This window comes from Methylosinus sporium, from assembly GCF_003113265.1.
Lineage (GTDB): Bacteria > Pseudomonadota > Alphaproteobacteria > Rhizobiales > Beijerinckiaceae > Methylosinus > Methylosinus sporium.
Genome location: NZ_PUIV01000004.1, coordinates 89314 through 114526, shown reverse-complemented (window position 1 = coordinate 114526; position 25213 = coordinate 89314). Strand labels below are relative to the sequence as shown.

20 protein-coding genes are annotated in these 25213 nt (G+C 60.6%); 17 read left to right on the top strand and 3 right to left on the bottom strand.

Annotated features, from left to right (window positions below):
• The first annotated feature begins 122 nt into the window (after positions 1-122).
• The 11 genes from asnB (C5689_RS04645) to C5689_RS04595 all read left to right on the top strand — a co-directional run bounded on the left by asnB (C5689_RS04645) (position 123) and on the right by C5689_RS04595 (position 15765).
• A complete protein-coding gene (gene asnB / locus C5689_RS04645; protein ID WP_108916102.1) occupies positions 123-2048 on the top strand; it encodes an asparagine synthase (glutamine-hydrolyzing) in 1926 nt (641 codons plus the stop codon).
• On the top strand, positions 2045-3121 hold the full coding sequence (locus C5689_RS04640) for a CgeB family protein (RefSeq protein ID WP_108916101.1): 1077 nt from the start codon (positions 2045-2047) through the stop codon (positions 3119-3121). The genes asnB (C5689_RS04645) and C5689_RS04640 overlap by 4 nt, the downstream gene beginning before the upstream one ends.
• Before the next feature lie 97 nt (positions 3122-3218).
• Positions 3219-4415: an acyltransferase family protein gene (locus tag C5689_RS04635; RefSeq protein WP_108916100.1), complete on the top strand. Its 1197-nt coding sequence runs from the start codon at positions 3219-3221 to the stop codon at positions 4413-4415.
• Positions 4416-4438: 23 nt separating this feature from the next.
• Entirely contained in the window at positions 4439-5998 is a 1560-nt protein-coding gene (locus tag C5689_RS04630) for a hypothetical protein (protein ID WP_108916099.1), read from the top strand.
• Between the two features lie 123 nt (positions 5999-6121).
• Complete coding sequence (asnB, locus tag C5689_RS04625) at positions 6122-8068, top strand: asparagine synthase (glutamine-hydrolyzing) (RefSeq protein WP_108916098.1); 1947 nt, start codon at positions 6122-6124, stop codon at positions 8066-8068.
• Positions 8069-8197: 129 nt separating this feature from the next.
• On the top strand, positions 8198-9562 hold the full coding sequence (locus C5689_RS04620) for an oligosaccharide flippase family protein (protein ID WP_158271755.1): 1365 nt from the start codon (positions 8198-8200) through the stop codon (positions 9560-9562).
• Between the two features lie 97 nt (positions 9563-9659).
• Positions 9660-10337, top strand: a complete 678-nt coding sequence (locus C5689_RS04615) for a methyltransferase domain-containing protein (RefSeq protein WP_108916096.1) — start codon at positions 9660-9662, stop codon at positions 10335-10337.
• Positions 10310-12343: an asparagine synthase (glutamine-hydrolyzing) gene (gene asnB, locus C5689_RS04610; RefSeq protein ID WP_108916095.1), complete on the top strand. Its 2034-nt coding sequence runs from the start codon at positions 10310-10312 to the stop codon at positions 12341-12343. Before C5689_RS04615 ends, asnB (C5689_RS04610) begins: the two co-directional genes overlap by 28 nt.
• Positions 12340-13623 (top strand): glycosyltransferase family protein, encoded by a 1284-nt coding sequence (locus C5689_RS04605; RefSeq protein WP_158271753.1) that lies wholly within the window; start codon positions 12340-12342, stop codon positions 13621-13623. The genes asnB (C5689_RS04610) and C5689_RS04605 overlap by 4 nt, the downstream gene beginning before the upstream one ends.
• 52 nt (positions 13624-13675) lie before the next feature.
• Positions 13676-14821 carry an acyltransferase family protein gene (locus tag C5689_RS04600; RefSeq protein WP_158271752.1) on the top strand — a complete coding sequence of 382 codons (1146 nt, stop codon included), beginning with the start codon at positions 13676-13678 and terminating at the stop codon, positions 14819-14821.
• Between the two features lie 140 nt (positions 14822-14961).
• Complete coding sequence (locus C5689_RS04595) at positions 14962-15765, top strand: FkbM family methyltransferase (RefSeq protein WP_158271751.1); 804 nt, start codon at positions 14962-14964, stop codon at positions 15763-15765.
• 102 nt (positions 15766-15867) lie between these two features.
• On the opposite strand, the gene C5689_RS04590 is transcribed toward C5689_RS04595, so the two are convergent.
• Both C5689_RS04590 and C5689_RS04585 read right to left on the bottom strand, forming a co-directional pair.
• The gene (locus tag C5689_RS04590) at positions 15868-17064 is read right to left on the bottom strand and encodes a CgeB family protein (protein WP_108916091.1); all 1197 of its coding nucleotides are present in this window, start codon (positions 17062-17064) and stop codon (positions 15868-15870) included.
• Positions 17061-18611, bottom strand: coding sequence for an O-antigen ligase family protein (locus C5689_RS04585; RefSeq protein WP_108916090.1), 1551 nt, complete (start codon positions 18609-18611; stop codon positions 17061-17063). Before C5689_RS04585 ends, C5689_RS04590 begins: the two co-directional genes overlap by 4 nt.
• Before the next feature lie 17 nt (positions 18612-18628).
• Between C5689_RS04585 and C5689_RS18800 the strand changes: the two genes are divergently transcribed.
• The 6 genes from C5689_RS18800 (at position 18629) to C5689_RS04560 (ending at position 24845) form a co-directional block, all read left to right on the top strand.
• On the top strand, positions 18629-18841 hold the full coding sequence (locus C5689_RS18800; protein WP_146188319.1) for a hypothetical protein: 213 nt from the start codon (positions 18629-18631) through the stop codon (positions 18839-18841).
• A gap of 129 nt (positions 18842-18970) precedes the next feature.
• On the top strand, positions 18971-19861 hold the full coding sequence (locus tag C5689_RS18795; RefSeq protein ID WP_108916089.1) for a tyrosine-protein phosphatase: 891 nt from the start codon (positions 18971-18973) through the stop codon (positions 19859-19861).
• A 70-nt stretch (positions 19862-19931) separates the two neighbouring features.
• Entirely contained in the window at positions 19932-20537 is a 606-nt protein-coding gene (locus tag C5689_RS04575; protein WP_244594583.1) for a polysaccharide biosynthesis/export family protein, read from the top strand.
• A 43-nt stretch (positions 20538-20580) separates the two neighbouring features.
• Positions 20581-22869: a GumC family protein gene (locus C5689_RS04570; protein ID WP_108916087.1), complete on the top strand. Its 2289-nt coding sequence runs from the start codon at positions 20581-20583 to the stop codon at positions 22867-22869.
• Positions 22866-23501: a DnaJ domain-containing protein gene (locus tag C5689_RS04565; protein WP_108916086.1), complete on the top strand. Its 636-nt coding sequence runs from the start codon at positions 22866-22868 to the stop codon at positions 23499-23501. The genes C5689_RS04570 and C5689_RS04565 overlap by 4 nt, the downstream gene beginning before the upstream one ends.
• 12 nt (positions 23502-23513) lie before the next feature.
• Entirely contained in the window at positions 23514-24845 is a 1332-nt protein-coding gene (locus C5689_RS04560; protein ID WP_108916085.1) for a hypothetical protein, read from the top strand.
• On the opposite strand, the gene C5689_RS04555 is transcribed toward C5689_RS04560, so the two are convergent.
• Positions 24839-25120: a hypothetical protein gene (locus C5689_RS04555; protein WP_146188318.1), complete on the bottom strand. Its 282-nt coding sequence runs from the start codon at positions 25118-25120 to the stop codon at positions 24839-24841. The genes C5689_RS04560 and C5689_RS04555 overlap by 7 nt on opposite strands.
• Between the last annotated feature and the right edge of the window lie 93 nt (positions 25121-25213).

Sequence of the window (25213 nt, the reverse complement as noted above, 5' to 3'; positions counted from 1 at the left end):
GCTCTCGAAGACACTCGGTCACTCTCGCCAGTTCGCTGCCTCGGGTTGCAATGCGGATCATGGCGACGACGCGGCGCCGGCTGTGTCGGCTCTCGCAACTTCTTAGAGAATGAGAGAAGCTCATGTGTGGGATCGTCGGGTATTTGGGCGCCGATGCAGCGAGCGGCCGGCAATTCGCGGAGCGGGGCGGTCGGCTCCTGCAGCATCGTGGGCTCGATGACGAAGGTGTTTTCGCTGCAGACGGAGTCGTTTTGGGTTTTCGTCGCCTATCGATTGTCGATCTGACAGCGGCGGGTCATCAACCGATGACGTCTCCAGATGGACGCTACACGCTCATCTACAATGGTGAAGTCTATAATCACGAGGATTTGCGCCCTCGATTGTCGAACCGCTGGCAATTCAGCTCGCGCTGCGACACGGAAACCGTTCTCGCGGCGCTCGCGCAGGAGGGACCGGCGGCGCTCGAGCGAATGGTGGGAATGTGGGCGCTGGCCCTCTGGGATGCGGTCGATCGGCGGCTTCTGCTGTCGCGTGATCGATATGGCCAAAAGCCGCTGTATTGGCGCAAGTGCGACGATGGGTCGCTACGCTTCGCGAGCGAAATCGCGCCACTGATCGACGCTGGCGAGAGGCCGAAGCTCTACGCGCCCGCCATGGCCGAATTCCTCGCCGTCGGCAGCTATGGGCATCTCGGCGAGCGAACATTTTTCCGCGATATCCGATCTTTTCCGCCGGGACATTGGGCATGGATCGACAATTGTCGAAGCGAGATCGAGCCGCGACGATATTGGCGCTTCCCCGTTTGCCGAAAGCAGGACCAGAGGCCGCTCGACGATTATGCCGCCCGCCAATTCCGAGAGGCATTTCTGGAAGCGGTCGGCTCGCAGATGGTCGCCGACGTTCCCATCGCTGCGACTCTTTCCGGGGGCCTGGATTCGAGCGCCGTGGTCGGCGCGATGGCGTTGTCGAAGTCGAATGGCCGGATCCGAGCGTTCACCGCTCAGGCGAGAGGAACGGCTTACGACGAGAGCAGCTACGTTGCGGCGGTGGGCGAGCTATGGGGCGACCGGCTCGAGATCGAGGCCCTCGCTGTCGAGACCATGTCGCTCTCGATTCTGACGGAGGCGGTCGTCGTTGCGCAGGAAGAACCGTTCGGCGATCCTTCGATCATCGCGCATGATCTCATCACGCGCGCGGTTCGGAAGTCCGGGATAACGGTTTTGCTCGGCGGACAAGGCGGCGACGAGCTGCTGCTCGGCTATCCGCACTTTTCGCCCGCTGTCGTCGCGTCCGAATTGCGCGGCGGTCGGCGGTACTGGGCGCTGCGCGAAATGACGAGCCTCGGCATGGGAAGCGGCGCGCTGATCCGCATAGGCGCGTCGGCGATTTGGCCAACGCTCGAACGCAGCATGAGACGACGAAGCAAACTGAACGCGTATCATTGGCTCAGTCCCGCGCTGCGAGAAGCGGCATGGGATCTTTCACCGCATCTCGCGGCGCTCAGCCATCTCGACGGCGTCTGGCTCGAAAACATCGAGAAGCTGGCGTTGCCTCATCTGGTGCACTACGACGATCGTAACTGTATGCGTCATTCGATCGAGGGGCGTATGCCTTTTCTGGACCATCGCCTCGCCGATGTGGTCGCTGGCTTCGAGCCGCAGGCCTTCCTGGATCATGGTCGACGAAAGAATTTGCTACGCCACGCGTGTGGTGATCTATTGCCCGATATCGTCCGTTCGCGGAATGACAAGATCGGCTTTCATACCCCGCTGACGGAATTGATGGCCGCCGAAATCGAATGGGTGCAGGAGCTCGTCTGCGGAGAGGAGGCGAGAGCGTCGGAGCTCTTCGATACAGATTGGATATCGTCGCGCTGCGAGGCGCTACGACATCGCGCCGCGGGCCCCGCGGATGTCGGCCGCGTGTGGCGTGCGCTCGTCGCCACAATTTGGACGCGTGCATTCTCTGTCGATTGTGATGTGGTCGCGGACAGACAGCCGCCGCTCGTGATCGCCGCCGATTCCTCGAGAGCGAGGGCATTCATGTGAAGCTGCTCTACCTCGGAGAACTCATGCTCGGCGCGACGTCTCTTCAACGCGCAGAGGCGTTCGGCCGCATCCCCGGAGTCGAGCTCATCGGGCTGGCCACAGGCACGGGCGTGGTCGGGCGTCGGATCAGCCTCTACAACCGCTTGCGCTGGAAGCTTCGATGGCCGATCGACGACCTCCGTCTGAACGAATCTCTCGTCGCGGCCGCTTCGCGCGAGCGGCCCGAGGTGGTCGTGGTGGATAACAGCAAAGTCATCAGGCGCGACACGCTCGCGACTCTGCGCAGGCTCGGCGTCCGCTGCCTCGCCTATTACACGCCGGACGATGTCATGGGCCGCCACAATTTGAGCTGGACTCTCAAGGCGTCGCTTCCAGATTGGGATGTCTTCTTCACGACGAAGACGTTCAATGTCGCCGAGCTCGCGGCCGCCGGCGTACGCAATGTCGTGCTCATGGGCAAAGCCTTCGATGCGGACATTCATCGTCCCGTTTCGCCACAGGAGGCCGGCCCGGACTATGAGAGATTCGATTTGGTGTTCGCCGGCGCATTCGAGAAGGAGCGTTGCGACAGCATCAATGCGCTCGCCGAGGCGGGTTTCAGCGTCGTCGTGTATGGCGACGCTCACGCGCGATGGAGCAGCGGGCGCCTTCATTCCCGCGCGACCTTGCGAGAGCCGCGGTTCGCGCATCTATACACCCGCGCATTGCACCACGGCAAAATCGCGCTTTGCTTTCTTCGCAAGCTGAACCGGGACCGCATAACGCAGCGGACGATGGAAATCGCCGCGATGGGGCGACCGATGCTCGCAGAGAAGACAGACGAGCACGACGTTCATTTCGTCGACGGAAGCGAATATCAGGGCTTTTCCTCGAATAGCGAGCTGATCGCCAAAGCCCGCGAAATGCTGGATGACGACGAGAGGCGCGCAGCGATCGGGCGACACGCGCTGGCGCGCTGCCGCTCCTCTGGATATTCGAGCGATGAACGCGCGCTGCAGATGATCGAGGCGATTCGCAGCAACTTGCGATCTTCGGCGAACGCGCCGACAGTCCACTCCTTGGTGCAAGTCTGAGCGTTCGCTACGTATTCAAAGCGCTCGTCGGCAGCCTGCCATCGTTCGTAATCTGGCGTAGAATTTCGACGGTCCTGTCGACAGAGGCGTAGCTCCTATGACGAACGCCATCGAGAGAAATTCGCTCGCTCCTTCTGCGCTTCGCGCGCAGAAGGCGAGCAAAATTGCGCCAATGACGTCTCTTCGGTTCGTGGCCGCGCTCTGGGTGGTGATCTATCATACCTTTCCAATCGACGAGTCCAGCGCTCCGGTCCTTCGCGGATTGGTCCAATACGGCTTTGTGACGGTCGGATTATTCATGGTGCTGTCTGGATTTCTCCTCACCATGGCTTATCAATGGTTCGACAATCCGAGATCGATCCGACGATTTTGGGTAGCACGGTTCGCGCGGATCTATCCAGTCTATCTACTCTCGCTTCTCGCCGATCTTCCGAGGCTGTTGAGCTGGCGTGTGGCCAAATACGGATTTGTGTCGGCCGCCGCGGCCACTTTCGCCACTTTCGGCTTCCAGTCGACTCTGCTCCAGACATGGCTGCCTTTGACAGTTCTGCAAGGATTGAACAGTCCGAGCTGGACCGTTTCGACCGAGGCGTTCTTTTATATCGCTTTTCCATTTTTGGTCGGGCCCATATCGGCGATCCGCTCGCCCAGTGGTCTGTTGGGCGTGATGGCGGGCGCATGGATCGTCACGATTTTTACCTCGGCGCTCATATGCGCCGTCCTCGTATCTCCGCCGATAAATATGGAGATGGCTATTCAGCAGCACCCCATACTGCGGCTTCCCGAGTTTGTGGCCGGAATTGCGCTGGCGAATTTCCACCGAGCTCGGCGGTCGTCGGAGCGAGAATGTAGAAGGAACGCCAATATTGGGTTGATGGTGAGCCTCGCGGTCTTCGTCCCGCTCGCCCTATATGCCTATGAAGCGTGTTACCTCGCGCTACATAATGGACTGCTGATACCTGTCTATTGCTGCTTCATTCTTTCAGTCGCATTATGCGGAGGCGGCTTGCGGACGTTTCTGTGCTTCCCTGCATTCGTGTCGCTGGGCGAAGCGAGCTACGCCATCTACCTCGCCCATGCGCCCTTACGGGCGGCGTTGCAGGCTGGTGGGCTGGACGAGACAATCTTCGGCTGGGTGGTCTATATCGCGATGCTCATCGGCGTGAGCGTGCTCGTCTATAGATATGTCGAGCGGCCGCTGCGCGCCAGAATAATGAAGATCTACGACAATTGGGCCAAGTCTGTCGACGAGGACGCGCATGGGCGCGCGTTCGTGAGAAAAGTTGTGGAATAGTCGATTAAACAGCGAAGGATAACATGAGCTACCCGAATATCGACGCGCTGAGGGCCGATCGCAAAGATCACGCGGTCGAGACTCCACGCATGTTCAGCGTAGCTGCCGCGACTCCTCGTTCGCGATCTCTGTTCATTCCTACGAGCGTCGAGCTGTGGTCGCTGTCGGCGCTCATCGCCTTCTATTGGCTCGCCGACGAGATTGTCGGCGAGGCCAGCGATGATCTGGTCAACATTGCCGGACCGATCGCTTTCTCGGCGATCATGGGCTTCGGCCTCGTCCGGATGCTGCTCGACGACGCGCGATCGATCTTCGCGCCACTCTTTACATTCCGCGTGGCGTCGGCCGTCTATTTCGGCATGGGATCGCTCGTGCATATGGTCGTCAGCCCAGAGCGCCGCGCCATACTCGAGTCGTTCTATTTGTTCACCGACCGAGACGTGGCCAAGCTCAATTTTCTGGTGGCGTGTTCCACGCTCTTTATCCTTGTCGTCGCTGGGGTGGCGGAGAGCCTCGCGACGCGTTCCGAAACGCCGGCGCCGACGACGAGCATCGCCGGGGCCAATGCGAGGCGGATGAGAAACTATGGCCTGGTGTTCCTAGTGATCGGGTCGGCGCTCAAATACATTTTCGTGTTCCCGGTGTCGATCGGATGGGTCGCGTGGGGTGAAGTGCCCGGCTCGATCGTGACGATGGCGGAAATGTCGCTCATTGGGCTCAATCTGTTGACAATTTGGAGTCTGCAGAACGCCCGTGCATTTTTTCCGATCGTATGCGTTCTGGTCGCAATAGAGATGTTGGTAGGCGTGCTGCTTCTCAGTAAAACGCAGGTGCTGCTCCCAATGCTCATGCTTCTGGTCGGAATCATGGCGCAAAGATTGACATTGAAGCGCGTGATCGGCGCCTTTATCGCGGTCGCGATCGCGCTCGAGGTGCTTCAGCCCATGATCGCATTCGCGCGAGACGAATTCAATTTGCGCACCGGGGGAATGGCGACCAATGCGACGATCGCGATGAGAGCCCAGATCTTGGTATCCTATTTCGATCCGTTTCGGACGCGGAGCCCGAGCGAAGAACCCGGCGAGGGGCTAATGCGCATCAGCTATGTGAACGCCGGCGCTTTCGCTATTGTGATGTATGATCGCGGCAATTCGGGCGATTCTTTCAAAAATCTTTTCGTCTCGCTCGTTCCGCGCGTAATTTGGCCGGAAAAGCCGCTGCTTCAGGCGGGTGGCGATTTCGCGATGGCGGCTTCGGGACGATATGCAGAAAATTCTGTGTCGCCCGGCATGTTCGCGGAGGCTTATTGGAACTACGGATGGATGGGCGTTCCCTTGGTGATGACGCCGCTCGGACTCTTCCTTTTGTGGATGTCACGCTACTCGCTCTGGGTGTTGCAACGTGAGAAATGGATGTTCTTTCCGATCGCGCTGATCGGAATGAAGGTCGGTCTGGCGATCGATGGAATGTTCGTCTCGCAAATTGCCGGCACGACGGCCATTGTCGTGGTCTTTCATGTCGTCACGGCCGCCTTGGAGGCGGGCATGCAAAGAATTGGATTTGGCGCGCTTCACCGTGCATGACGCTTGGAATCGACGATCGGCCTATGATCCAGGTCGTGATTGGAAGTCGTGGTTGCATGGACAGTCTCGCGCCGCGCTCCGGCTACGAAATATATTCGTTCAGCTTCAAACAATGAGATTTCGATGTGCGGAATCGCCGGTTTTCTCGGCATTGACGAAGAGCGTCTGCTCGGCGACATGTCGCAGCTCATCGCGCATCGGGGCCCCGATGGCGCGGGCCAATGGAGCGATCGCGACGCAATGGTCGGATTGGCGCATCGCCGCCTTTCGATAATCGACACGAGCGACGGGGCGGCCCAGCCTATGCTGAGCTGCAATGATCGATACGTCGTCGTCTTCAACGGCGAAATATATAATTTTCGCGAGCTCGGCGTCGAGTTGGCCGCGCGCGGATATCGCTTCAATCCGAACTCCGACACGGCGGTCATCGCGCCATTGTACGATCTCGAGGGCGAGGCGATGTTGGATCGCCTCAATGGGATGTTTTCTTTCGCTCTATGGGACCGGAGCCGGCGCGAACTCCTCATCGCGCGCGATTCATTCGGCGTGAAGCCCTTGTATTTCGTCAAGTCGGGCGGCGGGCTCGTCTTTGCTTCCGAACTCAAGGCGCTGTTCGCCTATTCGCGACTCGATCTCGAGGTGGACCTCGTCGCGATCGGCGATTATCTGACGCATTTGTGGAGCCCGGGCGAGAGAACGCCCTTGCGCTCGGTCGCCAAGCTGGCGCCCGGCCATCTTTTGAAAGCGCGGCGCGGCGATGTAGAGATTAGACGATGGCATTGCTCGGCTCCGCCGGTCGCCGAGGGTGGGACGGAGAATGTCGGCGCGATCGCAGGGCTCGGGCGGATTTTCGACCAAGTCGTCTCGGACCAATGCATGAGCGACGCGCCGGTTGGAGCTTTCCTGTCCGGCGGCGTAGATTCCAGCGCGATCGTCGCTGCTATGGTTGCGAACGGTCATGTTCCGCGACGGACCTATTGCGTGGGCTTCGAAGGCGCAGGACTGGAAGAAGAGGGGTTTTCAGACGATCTCACTCATGCACGTGAGGTCGCCGCTCTGCTCGATGTGCCTTTGACGCCTTTGCTCGCGCCGTCGCCGACCATGCAAGACTTCGAAACTCTCGCCTATACTCTCGACGAGCCGCAAGCCGATCCGGCGCCGCTATATGTCGGCGCGATCGCGCGAGCGGCGCGAGCAGATGGGATCAAGGTGCTGCTCGGCGGAGTCGGAGGCGACGATATATTCTCCGGCTATCGACGTCATCGGGCCGCGGCGATGCGGGCGCGGCTAGGGGGGTGGTTCGGCGGCATTCTCGAGGCATTGCCGCCTGCGACGGTGCGCGTCATGGGTCAGGCGTCGAAGCGGCGGATAGAGAAGCTGCGCTATATGTTCGCGGGATCGGAGCAGGAGTTTCTCATTCGCGCGTTCGAATTCAATCCTCGTGAGAGCGCTATCGCCTGTCTCGGCGGCGAGGCGCGTGACGCAATCGATGCGGCGCCGTCGAAATGGCTCGAACAGGCTTTGATGCGAACCGTCGATTGGCCGCTCGTGGAGCGAATGCTCGATCTCGAATTGCACGGCTTTTTGCCCGATCATAATCTCAACTACACGGATAAGGCGTCGATGGCGCATGGCGTCGAGGTGCGGGTGCCGTTCCTCGATCCCCGACTGGTGGGATATGCGCGGCGCATACCCTGGCGGCTCAAGATACGCGGCTTGTCCGAAAAATGGGCTTTGAAAAAAGGCTTGGGCTCGCGCCTCCCGCTTTCGGTATTGAAACGTCGCAAGACGGGGTTTGGCGGTCCGGTCCGCCTGTGGCTCGCTGGTCAGACCGGCGAGATGGTAGCAGATCTCTTCGCGTCGAGAGGTTTTCGCGAGCGCGGACTATTCGATGTCGGAGGCGTCCGCAAGGCATTCGACGACCTTCGATCGGGGCGGCGCGACAATTCCTATCTCATTCTCGCGATCGTGATGACAGAGCTTTGGATGAAGCGGTTTCTCGACGGGCGGTCGACCGCGACCGCCGCCGGTCGATCGGCGAAGCGGATCGACGTCGCGGCGCCGATCTAGCTTCTGCTCTTCGTTATTGATCTCACCGCGAGCGCCAGCGGTATGAGGCGACGCGCAATGTTACGAGCCGAAGCGTGAAATGCCAGCAATTGTCGAATTCCCGGAGCGACGGTGATCGGAATGCCTAATTTGGAGTCCGGCAATGCAAATCCGTCGCTATCGTCGAGCTTGGTCGCGGCGAGATCGAATCGCCTCGCGGTAATCGAGCGGATTTGGTCCGACCATTCGGTCCGAGCTCTTTTCCGGGGAGTCGCGTGGACCGGCGGGGCTGCCGCGATCGAACGTCTCGTCGGTCTGGTTCAGGCCTATTATGTCGCGCGGCTGCTCGGCATCGATGCATTCGGAAAATATGGATTGCTCTTCACGACCATCGCTCTCGTGAGCATGGTCACGGGGCTGCAGCTCGGACTCACTGCGACAGTGCAGATTTCACGTTATCTGACCTCTAGGCCACATCGGGCCGCCGCTGTCATGCGCCTATGCGAATTCGTCACTTTGTCGCTGAGCGTGATCGGGCTCGTCGCTATTCTCTTCGCGCCGGAGGCGATAGCGCATTGGCTCCTCGACAGTCCTTTTGGAGGCCAAGTCATCGTCGCCGGCGCGCTCATAGCGTTGTTCGCTGTCGCGGGGGGCGTGCAGGAAGCGATTTTGCAGGGTTTCGAGGAGTTCGCGCGCTTGTCGATCGCGCGCGTCGTGACATCGCTTTTGGGATTTGCACTGCTTTTGATAATGGGGCGCGCCGGCGATTTGACGTCGGTCATAACTGCGATCGCCGTCGCGAGCATGGCGCGCACTTTGTTGCTATTCTCTCTGAAGGAAGCGGCGACCCGCCGTCTCGGGCTGCGCACGCGCATGTCCGAGATTATATCGGCGGCGCCGGTTATCGTCGAGTTCAGCATTCCGTCTCTTCTCATCAGCTTGGTGTCGGGGCTCTCCCAATGGTACGGATTGCTGATGGTGAAACAAGGGGCGACCGGTTTTCGTGATTTAGCGTTCGTTACGGTCGGCGTGCAATGGCGTAGCGCCGTCGTGTTCGCGACCACGATCCTCGCCTCGGTGGCCGTGCCGATGATGAGCCGGTTGCTCGCCAGTGGCGACACTGCCGCCACTAGACGAATTCACCGTCTCAACACCGCCGCCAATTTGCTCGCGGCGGGCGCGGTCGTCGTGGTCGTACTGTCGGCGGCAAGCCATCTCTTGGCGGCTTATGGCGATGAGTTCCAGAGCGGACAATTGCCGTTTACGCTCGTCGTCACGACATCATTGCCGGGGGTCTACATCGTGGTGCTCCAGAACCTGTTCGTCAGTCAAGGGCGGATGTTCGAAGTATTGATGCAGACCATCGTTCAGGGCGCTATGCAGATCGTCGTGTACTGGGTCGTCGTGCCGCGATATGGCGTCTCCGGATTTGCCGCGGCGACGCTCTTTTCGACCTTCGCGACTTGCGTCGTCGTTCACATCTGGGTCGCTTCGAGTGAAATGCGGACATGCTGACGGCGCTGCGGATACGACGTGTCGTCAAGGAGCGTGAACACGATCGTCCGATGTTTCGATACGAGCTCGATCCCGACTCACCAAGGAGCAGAAAGTCATGTCCGTCAGCAGCGAGACGACCGCGCCGGTTCTCCTACGTAAGATTCGCTCCGCCGCATATCGATTCAAGACCTTCGTGAGATCGCAGCGTTTCGGCATGTCGCCGGATGCGATCTACGATGGGGCCTTCTATGATGGCGGCGCGTTCGACAAGACGGAGGAAACGGCTCGCCATGTCGTTCATTATCTCATTCGAACCTACGCACCGCGTTCCGTGCTCGACATCGGTTGTGGGAAGGGCAGCTATCTTCGCCATTTTGCAGATGCTGGCTGCCTCGCAGTCGGATGTGAAGGCAGCATCGAGGGAATTCGTCGAGTGCCCAGCCCGGCTACAGCGTTTCAGTTCGACCTTCGCCGGCCATTGCGGTTGAATCGCAGATTTTCTCTTACGATGTGCATAGAAGTGGCCGAGCATATACCGTCGAACGCCAGCGAGACCTTGGTTGAGTCCGTTTGCAGGCACGCCGAGGATGTGATCGTCTTCAGCGCGGCGCCGCCTTCGGAATCTGGCACCGACCATATCAATTGTCGGCCCAAAGAATTCTGGCATGGGCTTTTCCTGCGCCAGGGGTGGTGGCCCAACATAGAGGAGACCGCACAGCTCTGCGCCTTCTCGCGCGCGGAAGGTCTGCCACAATGGTGGCGTGAATGGACCCATGTCTATCGCAAGCAGTAGCGCCTTTGCGGCTTTGGACCGCGGCGCCGGGACCGCTCGTTTCCGTTCGTTCGACTTCCGAAAGGACATTGCGCCAAATGTGCGGCATTGCGGGAATTATTCGCCGAGGCGGCCATGATCGCGAGGATATGTCGCGAATGCTCGATTTGATGGGCCATCGAGGCCCGGATGGTCACGATCAGTGGCAGGAAGCGATTTTAGATGGTCCGAGGGTGACGCTCGGCCATCGTCGGCTCGCGATAATCGATCTTTCGCAGGCGGCGACGCAGCCGATGGCGGATGTTTCCGGGCGCTATATTCTTACCTTCAATGGCGAAATCTATAATTATCTCGAACTGCGCGCCGAGCTCGTCCGCTCGGGCGCGCGGTTCCGAACCGATTCGGATAGCGAGGTCATTCTGGAGGCGTACAAGCAGTCGGGGAATGATTGCGTGTCGCGCTTCAATGGAATGTTCGCGTTCGCGATCTATGATCGCTTGCGCAAGCGGCTCTTCTGCGCACGAGATAGATATGGCGAAAAACCTTTTCTGTTCTGCTCGAAGCCGTCGTTTTTCGCCTTTGCATCTGAATATAAGGCGCTGCTCGCTCAGGCGGAGGTGAGCGCGCGATATGACGAATTCCGTCTCATTCGCGCGGGATATAATCCGAGCACAGGGCTCGACGCCGACCGGCAGACGACATTCGATGATATCCAGCAGCTCAGGCCCGGCGAGGCGCTGGAGATCGACTGCCGTGACTTCACGCACCGGATTTGGCGCTACTACGAACCTCGCTTCGATCCATCCCGGTGGAATGGAAAGGAGGAAGACGCGTTTGCGGAATTCCGTGAGCTTCTCATCGATTCTGTTCGTCTGCGTTTGCGGAGCGACGTGACGGTAGGCTCGTGCCTCTCGGGCGGCCTCGACTCGAGCGCCATTGTCTGCATTGCGCGGCGTTTGCTCGGAGACGATGCGCCGTATGAGACGTTCACCGGCGTGTTTCCCGGGACCTACGCGGACGAAAAGCGCTTTGCGGACGAGGTCATCGCCAAGACGGGCGTCGGCAACCACATTGTCGAGCCGACATGCGAACGCTTCATCGCCGAACTTCCTCGCTTCGTGTGGCTGAACGAGCTACCGGTCGGCACATCGAGTCAGTTCGCGCAATGGTGCGTGTTCGAGCTCGCCGCGCAACATGGCGTAACCGTTCTGCTCGACGGACAAGGATCGGATGAGCTTCTCGGCGGATATCCGAGCTATTACTCGCTTTATGTCGAGAGTCTCACGGAGATCGGCGATCACGCACGATTGGATGACGAAATCATTCGAATTGACGAGCGATATCCGTCCGCGCGCGATAAGCCGCTGCGCCGATTACGCGACAGCCTGCCATTTTCGTGGCGACATGCGTTTGCGAACCGAACCGGAACCGGTTCTAGCATTCTCTATGGGCTCTCCCCGGATGTCGCGGCGCAATCGCTGAAGCTCTCGGAGCGTGAGAGGCTCGCTGGCTTCAATCCTTTGTCCAGCGCGCTCGCGGAAGATAGTTTTGGCCGCTTTCTGACGACGCTGCTTCGTTACGGAGACCGCAATTCAATGGCGCATTCGCGCGAAGTGAGGCTTCCTTTCTGCGATCATCGTCTCGCAGATCTCGCGCTTTCTCTTCCTCCCCATTTGTTGATGGGCGAAATTCAAACGAAGCGCCTGCTTCGCGAGAGTATGCGTGGAATTCTGCCCGAGCCGATCAGAACGCGTTGGGCCAAGCGGGGCTTTCTGCCTCCGCAGGAGCTCTGGTTCAAATCTGCGCGAATGCGAGCGATCGTCCGCGACACATTGTCGTCGTCGAGCTTTCGCGAGTCGCCCTATTGGACGGCGTCATGGTGGAACAGTCTGCTCGACAGAATCGACAGAGGCGACTGGGCGCTCGGATGGACGGCTTGGCAACCATTCATGATCGAATCCTGGAAGCGCCATTTTGTGGCCGAGGCGACGCATCGGACCGCCGCCTTGGAAAAGGTCGCTTCATGAAAGCGCTCCTGGTGAACAGTCAGCATCCCGACGCTTCTCATATAGGCGCTGTTCGAGCGGCGCGCTTCGCAGCCGGCCTCGCGCATCGCGGCCATAAGGTCGTTTTGCTGACTCCGGTCTTCGACCGCGACCAGAGCGCGAATTGGCGACATTTCGAGAAGGAGCTGCTTCAAAGGCGTGATTGGAGCGAGCCGATGCTCGTGACCCATCCTATGCCTATCGATGGCGCGACGCCGCGTAAGGGACGTCGAGCTGGCGCGGTCATACGCAAAGCGACGACGGCGACAGCGCTGGTTTTCGGAAATGGAACCGCGGCCGCGAGGGTGGCGGCGTCGCGTCCGGCATGGCGGCCACTGATCGAAGGCTTTCGCCCGGACATCGTGTGGTCCACCTTCGGCGATACCAGCAATCTGATCGCCGCGCGATCGATCGCCCGTTTGGCCGATGCGCCGTGGATCATGGACCTGAAAGACAATTGGGAAGCTTTTGTTCCATGCGGGCTGCGTCGGATCGTAGCGTGGCGATTTCGCGACGCCTCTCGCGTGACCAGCAACGCCGACTATCACGCGCGATCGGCGGTGCGCTGGCATCGACGCCCGATCGCGACGATTTATAGCGGCGTCGCGCCGGAAATGATCGCCTCAGGCGACCGCGGCGGAACCGAAAAATTTCGTATCACTCTGGTGGGTGGCACCAGAGGTTCGCCCGACTTGCCGCGTCTTCTCTCCGACTTGCAGCAGTGGATCGAGCGGCGACCGAACGACGAGCGAGCGAAAATCATGTTCTGCTATGCAGGAGGATCCGCAGATGAAGTGACGGCGGCGGTGCGCGACGCGCGCCTCACTTGCGCGATCGACATCCAGAAATATCTGTCTTTGACCGACCTCGGCCGCTTTTGCCAGGAAGCGGCGCTGAACTGCTATCTCTGGGACAAAACGACATTTCATCACAAGCTTCTCGAGCTCCTCGCCTGTCGGCGTCCTGTCGTCGCCTATCCAGGCGAGCATGAGGAATCTGTCGCGCTCGCCCGGATGGTCGGCGGCTCGCTGTGTCTCTGCGCGGACTCGATCGATGTCGCTGCGGCGCTCGACGACGCATGGAAATCATGGGCTGGCGCCCCTCGGCGCTCTGTCTCGATCGATGTCGACGCATTTTCGTGGGACATGATGACAGCGAGGCTCGAGACGCTCATGCTCGAAGCGATCGATGAGCGATCGATGGTTCCCTCACGCGGCGATCGGGTCGAACGGCGTCGCCACGAACGAGTCGAGTTTTTCTGAGATGCAAGGCGAAGCCCTTTTAACGAGGTCCGTGTGCCGCGTCGCGGGAGCCTTGCCGCGAAATGTGAGCCTCGACGGAATGCGCGGCGTAGCGGCGCTGTTCGTGGTCTTGTCTCATGTGGTCGCCGGCTTCGCGCCTTCGGTATATTTCGGCGGCAGGGCCGACGAAGACGCATGGTGGTGGACGGTATTTTCTGTCACGCCGGGTTTCTTCGTCATAAATGGCGCGTTCCATGTTCACCTATTTTTCGTTCTGAGCGCCTATGTCATCGCCGGCTCGAGCGATGGCGCCAGGACGCCGCTCCTCTCGCAATGCGCAGCGCGTATCGTTCGTCTATCGTTTCCCTGCGCTGCTGCGATATTGCTGACCTATATGCTCTTCAAGCTCGACGCCATGTATATGGCGAAAGCTTCCGAGATCGTCGGTCACCCGTGGATCGAGAGGCAATATTCCGATCCGAACATAAGCTGGTCCCACGCGCTCGCCGAGGCTCTCGGTACGTATTACCTTACCGGCGGATCGATTCTGGTGCCCGTATTATGGACGATGCAACGGGAACTCATCGGATCGATAGGAATATATATCATCTTCAAGTCGGCGTCGGCCGCCTCCACGCGGCTCATGGCCTATGTCGCGATTGCCGCGCTATGCGTTGTGGCGAGGCTGGAGCCACAAAATTATCTCTGCTTCGTCGCCGGCGCCGCAATGTACGATCTCGGCGTCGTGAAGCGAAGGCCACCGAGACAGCTCGTCGTCGCGGCCATCGCGCTCGGGATCTTTCTCGGCGGCAAACCGCTCTCTGCGCCGAGCCTGAGCTCGATTTATTTCCCGTTGGTCCACTTCGCCGATGGAATGCATGTCACGGGTCTCATATACCCGCTCGGCGCGATGTTGCTGCTGTTCGGCGCTCTGACATCGCCGACGATGCAGAATATTCTCAGCGGAAGGTCGGGGGCATTTCTGGGGAAAATCAGCTTCTCGCTTTATTTGGTGCATTTTCCGCTGCTCGGATCCGTTCAAGCCGCGGGATTCGTATATTTCGGATATACGTCATCGATAGCTTTGGCTTGCGTCACGCTGGTCTATATTTGCGTCGTGCTGGCCGTCTCGACGGCGTTCTACGCAGTGGTGGAGCGACCGACGCTCGGACTGCTCCGCTCGATCAAGCGCGCGCACAGGCCGCAATTGGCGACATGAAGCGCGGAGCTGTGTGGCGAGGGTCTCTCGCTGCTCGTCGTGCGTTGCGCCGTTCGAAGTCATCGGGACATGCCGGCGCTATCGGTCCATCGGAATGGACAGCGGATGGTTGTCCTTCGCAGCGAAATGGAGGGACCCAAATGTTGCGACAGGTCATCAAGCTCGCGCGGAGATCCGGGCCGGCGCGGATCGTCCTCGACCGTTTGATCGCCGAAAGGCGGTTCCGTCGAGATCGGGGCCAGCTACGAGAATGGACGAGCGCGGACGAGCGTCTCGCGGGCTTCTATGCGGATTTCGTGGCGCCGGGCGATATCGTTTTCGATGTCGGAGCCAATATCGGCAATCGAGCGAAGATATTCGCCCATCTCGGCGCCGAGGTGATCGCCTTCGAGCCGCAGCCTTATTGCATTTCTGTGCTCGAGGCCGGCTTCGCCGAACATGAGAATGTGACGATCGTCCGCGACGCGCTGGGCGCGGCGCCGGGCTCCGCCGAAATGTTCATTAGCGATTCGAGCACGATTTCGTCTCTCTCGACCGCGTGGATCGACGCTGTGAAAAAAAGCGGTCGATTCGGCGACAAGGATTGGGACGTTCGGACCCGAATCAATATCGTCACGATGGATCATGCGCGCGTAAAATACGGCGAACCGAGCTTCGTCAAAATCGATGTCGAAGGATTCGAGGTGGAGGTCCTGAAAGGGCTGTCGGCGCCTGTTCCGGCATTGTCGTTCGAATTCACGCCGGAGTGCCTCGAGCAGGCGAGAGAATGCATCGACCGCATAGCTCGGCTGGGGCCTTATCGATTCAATTTCTCGCAAGGAGAGTCATTGGCGTTGAAATATGCGGATTGGGTGGAAGCCGAGGTCATGCGCCAGATGTTGAGCGAGGCCGATGCGGCCGATTGGGGCGATGTGTACGCTCGATCGGCTCAGCCGAAGTCGTGACCTTTGTCGGCGCGCCGAGGCTCGAAGCGCCGTTTCGATCCGGCGAACGTGATGTGGCTCCATCAAAACTCGGATGTGCAAAACCCTGCGGCTCAACGGCGATCAGGCGAGAGCGCCGAGCGCTTTCAGCGCATTGGTCCAGCGCGCTTCATATGTATGGTCCCGTAGCGCGCGTTGGTGGCCGCGCGCTCGGATCGCCGCTGCATGTTCGGGATCGGTGAGGAGGGCGCGGATGATCTTCGCGCAATCCGCCTCATTCCTATAGGTCAGGATTTCACGGCCGATGTCGTAAACGAGCGCCAGCTCGGGATTGTGTTGCGTGAGATAGAGTCCGCCGCTCATCGGCGTCTCGAAATCGCGCCCTTTGAGATTGACGAGCTTACGCGAATGGCCGATGCCGCCAAAGCCGAGATTGATCCGGCTTTTCGAATAGATCTCGGCCATCGCCTCATTCGTCACCGCGCCGTTCGGCCAGCCTTGGCCATAACAGGCGACATCGATTCCGAGCGCTTTCAGTCGTTCGATGAAGCGGGGCCGCCATCCATAGCGCGCGCCGATGAAGGAGACGTCGTGCACGAAAGGAATGTCGTGCGGAAAGTGTAGACGTGGCGACGCCGCCTCGGGATGAAACATGGCCAGTCCTCCGTGGACGGCGTATCTGGAAATCGCTTCGGGATCGCTGGTGAGATTGAGGTCGACAGCCTCGGCTATCGCCGCTGTGGTCGAATAGCGTCCGCCGATGATCGCGCCTGGAAAGTGCAACTTGTCGTCGAAGCAGAAGTTGCAGACGATGGTGCCCGTAGCGGTCATTTCGCGGATCGTTTCAAGCGACACAGTCAGCCCGGAGAAATATCCTACCACGACATCCACGGGGCGACGTCGATTCGCCGCGCGAAACGAAGCGAGCATCATCGCGTTCATTTCGTCTCTGTGGTCGAGCCAATCGGAGCGTTCTTCGGCGAAGCCATGGCTGCGCCATTCGAATGAGGCGACTTCGCCGAAGGGCGACAATGCTTCCGGCAGCACGGCCTCCCAATTCCAAGAGGCGTAGCCGAGAAAAATGTGCAGTCCTCCCTTCGGCTTGGGCCAGCCGAGCCGAGATGCGCGCTCGTGAAGGCGAAGACGCAATGCGGTGTCTCGTTCGGCCCCATGCAGAGGCCGGAGGCCGCGCTTGCGTGCTTCGAGGACGTAGCGGCGATAGGTCCTCGCCGCCTCTTGTTCTGTCAACGCCGCTTTCAAAGCGGCGTTCGCTTCTGCGAAAAAGGGAATTTGCTTCATCTCGGCGCGCCAGTCGGTCATTCGGCCTTCTCCCGAACAGAAGTCTGCCGTCGGGCGCCTTTTGGTTCCGTCGGCCAATCGATCACGGGCGCGGCGCTCGCGCGCGGCGGCGGCGCTTCTGCGTTCGGCGTTCCGATAGATATTGGCCGCGTCGGCGGCGCCTTCGCTGATTTGCGTCGGCTGGGGCCATCGTCGGAGTGATCGGGCTGTCTATTGGCCGCGACCAACGGCGGATCGATCATCAAGGCGCAGGCCAGCGCGAATATCGTCGTCATCGCTGCGGTGCGGAGCGGATAATCCACTAAGGAATGCAGCAGGAGAAGCGCGACGGCAAGGGTCGCGGCGCGGGCATATGGCTCTTCGAGCGCCGGCCGAGAGGCCGCGGGGCCGCGCCAAATGCGCCAGCTGCTCCGCGCCCACCAGCCGATAAATGCGGCGGCGACGCCGACGCCGATGACGCCACTCTCGAGAAATAGCTCCAAAAGATCATTATGCGCGTGGTTGACATAGGCGTTGACGACAGCGTCCTCTGGACGTTCGAATCCCGCATAGACGGGAACGAATGTGCCGATGCCGGCGCCGAAGGGAAAAAATGTTCGCGCTGCGCCCATCGCGCGAATTGCGATCGTCCAACGCGTCTCGTCGAACATGCCGGCGTCGAAGCGATCGAGAACACGATAGAGAGCGAAAGGGGCGGGGAGGATTGCGCCGACTGTGATCGCCCCGAGAAGCAGACGATTGCTCGACCCATTCGCCTGTATATCTCGCCGCTTTGCGTAAGCGATGGCGATCGCGCCGATCAGCGCGAGCAGAGTGAGGGCGATGCCGGCGCGCGATCGCGCCATTGCCTGCCCCGAGAGAAGAATGACGATCAGTGTGGCGGCGGCGGTCGCGGCGACGAAGGACGTCATTTCGAAGCGATGTTTGGAATCGGCGGGCGCGGCTTTCGAGGCGGTCTCGGCAAGCCAGGCCGAGGCGAAGAGGATCGCGCAATAGAGAAAGGCGGAGAAGTGGTTTCGGTTCGCGAAGAAGCCGACCGCTTCCGTTGGATTTGTGTAGTTGAAGAAGCGAAGCGGACTGTCCTCGCCCTGCGCCACTTGCAGGAGACCGAGGAACACGCTGACCGCGCTCATGGGCAGAATCAGAAGGGCGAGATGTCGACGCTGCTCGCCTTCGAGACAGGACGCCGCGATAAATACGCTCAATGGCGCAATCATCGTAAGGAGGCTCGCGAGCGTGAGAAGCGGATCGACGCTCATCGGCATCCAGGGAAGATCGCGTTGGATCGATTGGATCGACTCGATGATCGGCTGTCTGTGCGGCAACATGGTCCACAGAGCGGGCGGGAGCGGCAGCAGCTGCATCGAAAGCAAGAGGGCCGAAGCGGCGCAGAGGACGAAGATCGAGCGGGGCCGACGATCGGCGGGAATGTCGCGCCAGCGCCATAGGCCGCATAAGAGCAGCGGAAGGGCGAGCAGCTCGAGAATGGCGTCGGAGACCATGCCGCTTCTCGTTCCGCCCCCGAGCAGAAAGCTCGCAATGACGGTGAATGCCGTGAGCGCGAACAAGAAGACCTCGTAAATGAATGAGCGAGCAGGATCGACAATGGGACGAGTCTAACAAGGCTGCGAAATGCAGTAAATGGCGTTCGGCGCGGTCCATCGAAGAAGCCTGTGGCGTTTCTCGTGGTTTGGAAGCGCATTTTTGTAACTCGCGCAAATATACGTACGCGCTTTCACCGAGCATTGTGGAGACATGTCACAAAAATACCGATGTCGATGCACAAAAAAATATGTGATCCGGTCGTTTTGCGCGAGACGAGGCGTTCGGAAGAATGCAAAAATGTCGACATTGATCGGCGTCGATCGGCAGCGTCCGGCGCCGATGCGCTGCTTCGTTCATTTTTCATTTTGGTGTCGATACGACGATGATAGATCTTCACAGTCACATGCTTCCCGGCATCGACGACGGCGCGGCGGATCTTCGGATCTCGCTCGCTATGGCGCGCATGGCCGTGGCGGACGGGGTGGAGGTGCAGGCTTGCACGCCGCACATTCTTCCCGGCCTCTATCACAATACCGGTCCGCAGATACGCGCCGCTACCAGAGAGCTCCAGCGGCGTCTGGATGAAAACGACATTCCGCTGCGGCTGATCACGGGCGCGGACGTTCATTTGGCGCCCGATCTCGCCGAGGGGCTGCGGTCCGGGCGCATTCTGTCTTTGGCCGACACGCGCTACGTGCTGGTGGAGCCGCCGCATCACGTCGCGCCTCTCAGGCTCGTCGATTTTTTTTTCAACGTTCTCCTCGCCGGCTATGTGCCCATCCTCACTCACCCGGAGCGGCTGTCCTGGATCGACACGCATTCCGCCGCGATCGAGCAATTGTTTCACGGCGGGGTGTGGATGCAGATCACTGCCGGGTCGCTCATCGGCGCTTTCGGCCGTGGTCCGCGCTATTGGGCGGAGCGAATGCTCGACGAGGGGCGCGTTCACATTCTCGCATCGGACGCGCATGGGATCGGGCGGCGGCGGCCCAATCTCGGACAGGGGCGCGACGCTGTCGCAAAGCGTCTCGGCGACGAGGCGGCCATCGATATGGTGCTCACGCGGCCTCTGGGAATCCTCGAGAATTTGCCGCCGTCGCATATGCCGGCGCCGGGACCGGGAGGCTGCGGTGGCTTCAGACGCGACGAGACGTCCTTGCGCTCGAGGAAACAATACGGTGGCGGTAATGCGAATAAAGTCGACGCTTATCAAGATGGCGATGCTGGCGGCTGGCGCGATGTCATTGGCCGGGTGCGAGCAATCTTTCAATGACGACGCGCGCGGCGCGATAGCGCTTTCCAGCGGCGCTGCGAGCGAGCCGGCGCCAGAGGAAACGAAGCAATTGGCGAGCTCGGTCGGATCTTTCATCGCCGCCGCGACGCCCGGCAATACGGCGTATAAGATCGGCGCGCAGGATGTGCTCGAAGTGGTGGTGTTCAAGGTGCCGGAGCTCACGCGCAATGTGCAGGTCGCCGACACGGGAACCGTGAATTTGCCGCTCCTCGGCGAGGTGCCGGCGTCCGGAAAAACGGCGCAAGAGCTCGAGCGTGATCTTTCCGCGCGGCTCGGGGCGACCTATCTGAGATCGCCTCAAGTGTCCGTCTATGTCCGCGAGTTCAACAGTCAGCGCGTGACGATCGAGGGCGCGGTCAAGAGGCCGGGGATCTACCCGCTTCGGGGCAAGAATTCTCTCATTCAGCTGATCGCTATGGCGGAAGGGCTCGATCGCGATACGGCGTCGGAAAATGTGATGGTGTTTCGCACCCATGACGGGCAGCGCATGGCCGCCTCTTTCAGTCTCGACGATATTCGGGAAGGGAGAGCCGATGATCCGGCTGTGCAGAATGGAGACGTGGTCGTCGTGCCGACATCGGCGACCAAGGTCGTGCTTTCGTCCTTCTTGAAGGTGACCCCTGCGCTCGCCGCGTTTCGTCCCACCGCCTGGTAGCGCGGGCTTGCTTTTTTCGTCTCGAATTTCGGAGTCGGACGGCATGAACGACAAAGCGATGAGCATAGAAGAAGCCGGAAAGCTCGTGCCCAAGAGCTCGGCCGCGCCCGCGCCTTATGGCGAGGCGGACTCGGGCGGATATTCGGCTCGTTTGGCCTTTGGCTCCGACTCCGCGAGCTTCCACGAAATCTGGCGCATTCTGCGAAAGCACAAGTGGAGAGTGCTGGCGATCGTCGCGGCTTTCGGCGCCATAGGGCTTTTGCGGACCTTGATGATGACGCCGCTCTACACGTCGACGACGAGAGTGCAGATCGATCGCAATGTCGCGAAAGTCGTCGAAAGCGGCAACATAGCCCCGGTCGATAGTTTCGATCTGGAGTTCCTGCGAACACAATACGAGCTCTTGCAAGGAATGGCGGTCGCCGAGCGCGCCGCGTCGAATCTGTCGCTCGGGGAAGACGCGGGATTTCTGAACCAGGGCGGGGACGGCGCTTTCGGGGCCATCCGCAGATTGTTGTCCTTTGGTTCTCGTCCGGGAAATTCGGCGGACAAGGGCGCGAAAGAGCGAGCGGCGGCCGGCGTCGTGCTTTCGAACCGAACGATCAAGCCGCTGAGCGGGTCGCGGCTGGTGGATATCTCCTACACGGATTCGAGTCCTGCGAGGGCGCAGAAGATCGCCGCGGGATTCGCGCAAGCCTTCATCGATTTGAACCTCGACAAGCGTTTTCAGGTCAACGCCTACGCAAAATCGTTTCTCGAGGATCAGATCAAGCAATTGCAGAGCCGTCTGCAGGATTCCGAGAAGGCGTTGGTCGATTTCGGCGCGAAAGAGCAGATCATCACGACCAATGAGAAATCGTCGATCGCCGACAATAATCTCGCGGCGGGAAATGTGGCGCTCGGCGCTCTGGTGGCGGAGCGGATCAGGAACGAGCAATTGTATAGGCAGGTGGAGCAGGTGCAGGCGATCAATCTGCCCCAGTTCTTGTCCAACAAGGTGATCGAAGGATTGCGAGACAAGCGCAATTCATTGGTCACCGAGTATCAGGAGAAGCTGGAGACGTTCCGGCCGAGCTATCCTGGGATGGTCCAGATCAATAATAAGATCAAGGAAATCGACCATCAGATCGGCATGGAGGTCAAGGCGATCAAAGACGCGCTGAAAGGCGCATACGAGGCTTCGCTCAGCCAGGAGTCCGAGATGAAGGAACGGATCGAGGCGCTTCGCGGAGAGGTGCTCGATCTGCAAAAGCGAAGCATTCGCTACAATATTCTGAAGCGCGAGGTCGACACCAATCGCTCGCTGTACGAGAACCTGCTGCAGCGCTATAAGGAGGTGGATGTGGCCAGCGGAGCGGGCGCGAACAATGTGTTCGTGGTAGAGACCGCCGCGTTACCGGGAAGCCCGTCATCGCCGCTGATGACGCGCAATCTCATTTTATCCTTGCTTCTGGGCGCGCTCGCGGCGGGAGTCGCTGTGTTCGTGCTGGAGCGCTTCGACGATACGATCGGCTCGGCGGAGGAGCTCGAGAGCGTGACCGGGCTCGTGACCCTGGGCTTGATCCCGCTGGTCGAAGGGGACGGCATCGAACGCGAGCTCGCAGAGCTTCGTTCCGGCGTGAACGAAGCCTATCGCTCGCTGTGCACCTCTCTGCATTTTGCGACGGAGAGCGGACTTCCGAAGAGCTTGCTGGTCACCAGCTCCGCCATGTCGGAAGGCAAGTCGACGACAGCGCTGGCGATCGCTCGGCATTTCGCCACTTTGGGGCTGAAGGTTCTCATCATCGACGCCGATATGCGGCGTCCGTCTCTGCATCTGAAGCTCGGTCTCGACAATGCGACGGGGTTGAGCAATTATTTGACGGGAGCGTGTTCGCCGCCCAATGCGATGCAGAACACCTCGACCGACAATCTCGTCTTCATGTCGTCTGGTCCGATTCCGCCGAGCCCTGCCGATTTGTTGGCGAGCTCGCGCTTCATGACGCTATTGTCGGTGGGCGCCGAAGTATTCGATTTCATTGTCGTCGATAGTCCCCCGGTGCTGGGGCTCGCGGATGCGCAATTGCTGGCGAATGGCGCTGCCGCCACGGCTTTCGTCATACGGTCGGGCGGGACGCGCAAGGCGCAGCTGCGCGATTCGCTGAAGCGATTGCGATCCGCGCGCGCGAATGTGATCGGCGGCGTGCTGACGCGGCACGACTCCAAAAACGCCGGATATGGGTACGGGTATGGTTATGGATATGGATACGGATATGGCGAGAACGATCAGCCTACGCGGATATCCGGCTCCGAGCGCCACGCCGAGCTCGCGGAGGAACGAAAGAGCGCATGACGACGGAGCTTTCCGCGGTGCGAGTGGCGCTCGATCTTTTGTTTGCGCCGTCTCGCGTGCGAATTGCGAAATCTCGTCCATTGCCGGCTCGCGTGGTGTTTCTGCTGCGGGTCGCGGCAAGAGACGCCGAGGCGGAGGACGAGGCCGTGCGCGCGAGCGAGAGATCGCGCGAGGCCGTCCATGCAGCGGCGCTGTTCTTCATCGAGCAGGTCCTGTTCGATGCGGAGTCGGACAGCTATCGCATCCTCGGCGCCGATCGTTCGGCGTCGATGATCGAGCTGAGGCGCAATATGGCGTTGCTGCTGCGCGTTTATCATCCCGATGTCGAGCGTGACGCCGATCGGGCGTCATCCGTCGCCAAGGTCACGCAGGCCTGGGACAATCTCAAAACGCCGGAGCGTCGCATCCGCTACGACGAAACCCATCCGCCGATCGAATTGGGGAGGTCGAAGACGAGCGCTTCCCGCTCGAAAATCGGATCGAAGTCGGAGAGCAAGGGCAGAATCGGCTGGGAGAGACGTTCGGCGGGACGCCGAGAGGCGCATGACCCGGCCGAGAAATTCATCCGTCTGCTGCGCGCGATATTGGTCCTTTTCGGCTTCGGCGGAAGGCGCGTGCGGCGGCGTTCGTGAGCGGTGTTCGATATGAGGCGCATTGTCGGGCTCGATTCCGTCTTCGAGCGGCGGCCGTTGCGGGTCGTTGCGCTCGGCGCCTTGGGCGCGGCGCTCGCCTGGGCGATCGTGACGACGAATATCATGCCGCATGTGGCCGAGCGCGCGCCCGGCGTCGCGCTCTTGCTGGCGTCCGACAATCCGAACGTCGTGTTCGGCGTCGTCGACCGCAAGATCAATCCCGACAGCGCGTCCGAGAGCGCCGCGATCCTGGCGCCGCCGGCGATGTCCCGGTCGGCGCGTGACCGTCTGCGTCGCCGCGCGCAGAACGCGCTTCTTCGATCGCCGCTCGACGCGAGAGGGCTACGCATATTGGGCCAACTCGCGCCGGAAGAGCCGGCGGCCGCCGACTTCATGGAGCTGGCGGCGCGTCATTCGCTCAACGAGTATCGCGCGCATCATTGGCTGCTGCAAAAGCGCTTGTCGGAAGGCCGATATGCCGAGGCGCTGCTTTCGGCCGACATCGTGCTGCGCACGCGACCGCAGCTCATGCCGTTTATCGCGCCTTATCTCGAGCGTATGGCGGAGGATCGAACGGCGTCCATCGCGCTCGAACGAATGCTGGCGCGAAATCCGCCATGGCGCGAGCGCTTTCTGACGCATCTTCCGTCGATCGTCTCCGATGTGCGCGCGCCTTTGCGGCTGATGCTGGCGCTGAAAAACACGGCCCATCCAGCCGGCGCGGAAAGTCAGCGGCGCTATTTCGAGTTTCTGTTCGAGCGTCGCGTCTATGATTTCGCCTATTACGCCTGGCGGCAATTGCTGTCGCCGGAGCGCGCGCAGAACGAGGCGACGCTCTACAACGGCGACTTCGCTTTTCCGCCGAGCGGCTCGCCATTCGACTGGCTGCTGCGCTCGGGCGCCGGCGCGCGGATCGACATCGCGTCGGCCTCCGAAGATTCGCGCGCGCTGCGCATCGATTACGGGCCGGGGCGCGTCGCGCCGCATGTCGCCATGCAATTCATCAAGCTCCCGGCGGGCGCTTATCGAATGGTCGGGCGGTATCGCGGCGAGATCGCCGGCCGCCGCGGGCCGCGCTGGCGCGTGGCCTGCGTGAACGCCAACGGGTCGATCGGCGAGAGCGAAATGGGCATGGGCCGGATTCGCGACTGGCGACATTTCGAATTCGAGTTCATCGTGCCGGACAAAGATTGCGGGATGCAATCGGCGCGATTGGAGCTCGACGCGCGCTCGCCGTCGGAATGGATCGTCGCCGGCGAAATTTCCTATGCCGATTTGAAGATCGAGCCGATCGGCGAGGGTGCGCCATCGGCGACTGTCGGCGGACCCTCGGGCGCTCAGTAGAGCTTTTCGGCTCCGACATCTCGCGCGCCGGCGTCTTCCGCGCCGCTTTCGGACTCCGCGGCGCCTGCGAGGAAGAGCCAGCCGAGAAGAGCCAGCGCGGCCCAGATCGCGATAATCGGACAGCCGGCGGCGAATAGGAGCGCCGACGCTGAGGCGAGCGCAGCGAGGGCGAACACGGCGAGGGCGCGCGACATCGGCGTCGGCCGCCTTCTCGCGAGCGACATTCGCGCTATCGTCGTCGCGGCGTTCTGGTCGAGCTTGTCGGTGAGCGACATGTCATTCTCCTGCCGCGCGGGTTCGGCGACAGCCGGAATAACTTCGGACAAGCTTCGAGGTTGCGTCTCGCCGATTTTTTCTCTTCTTCGCCG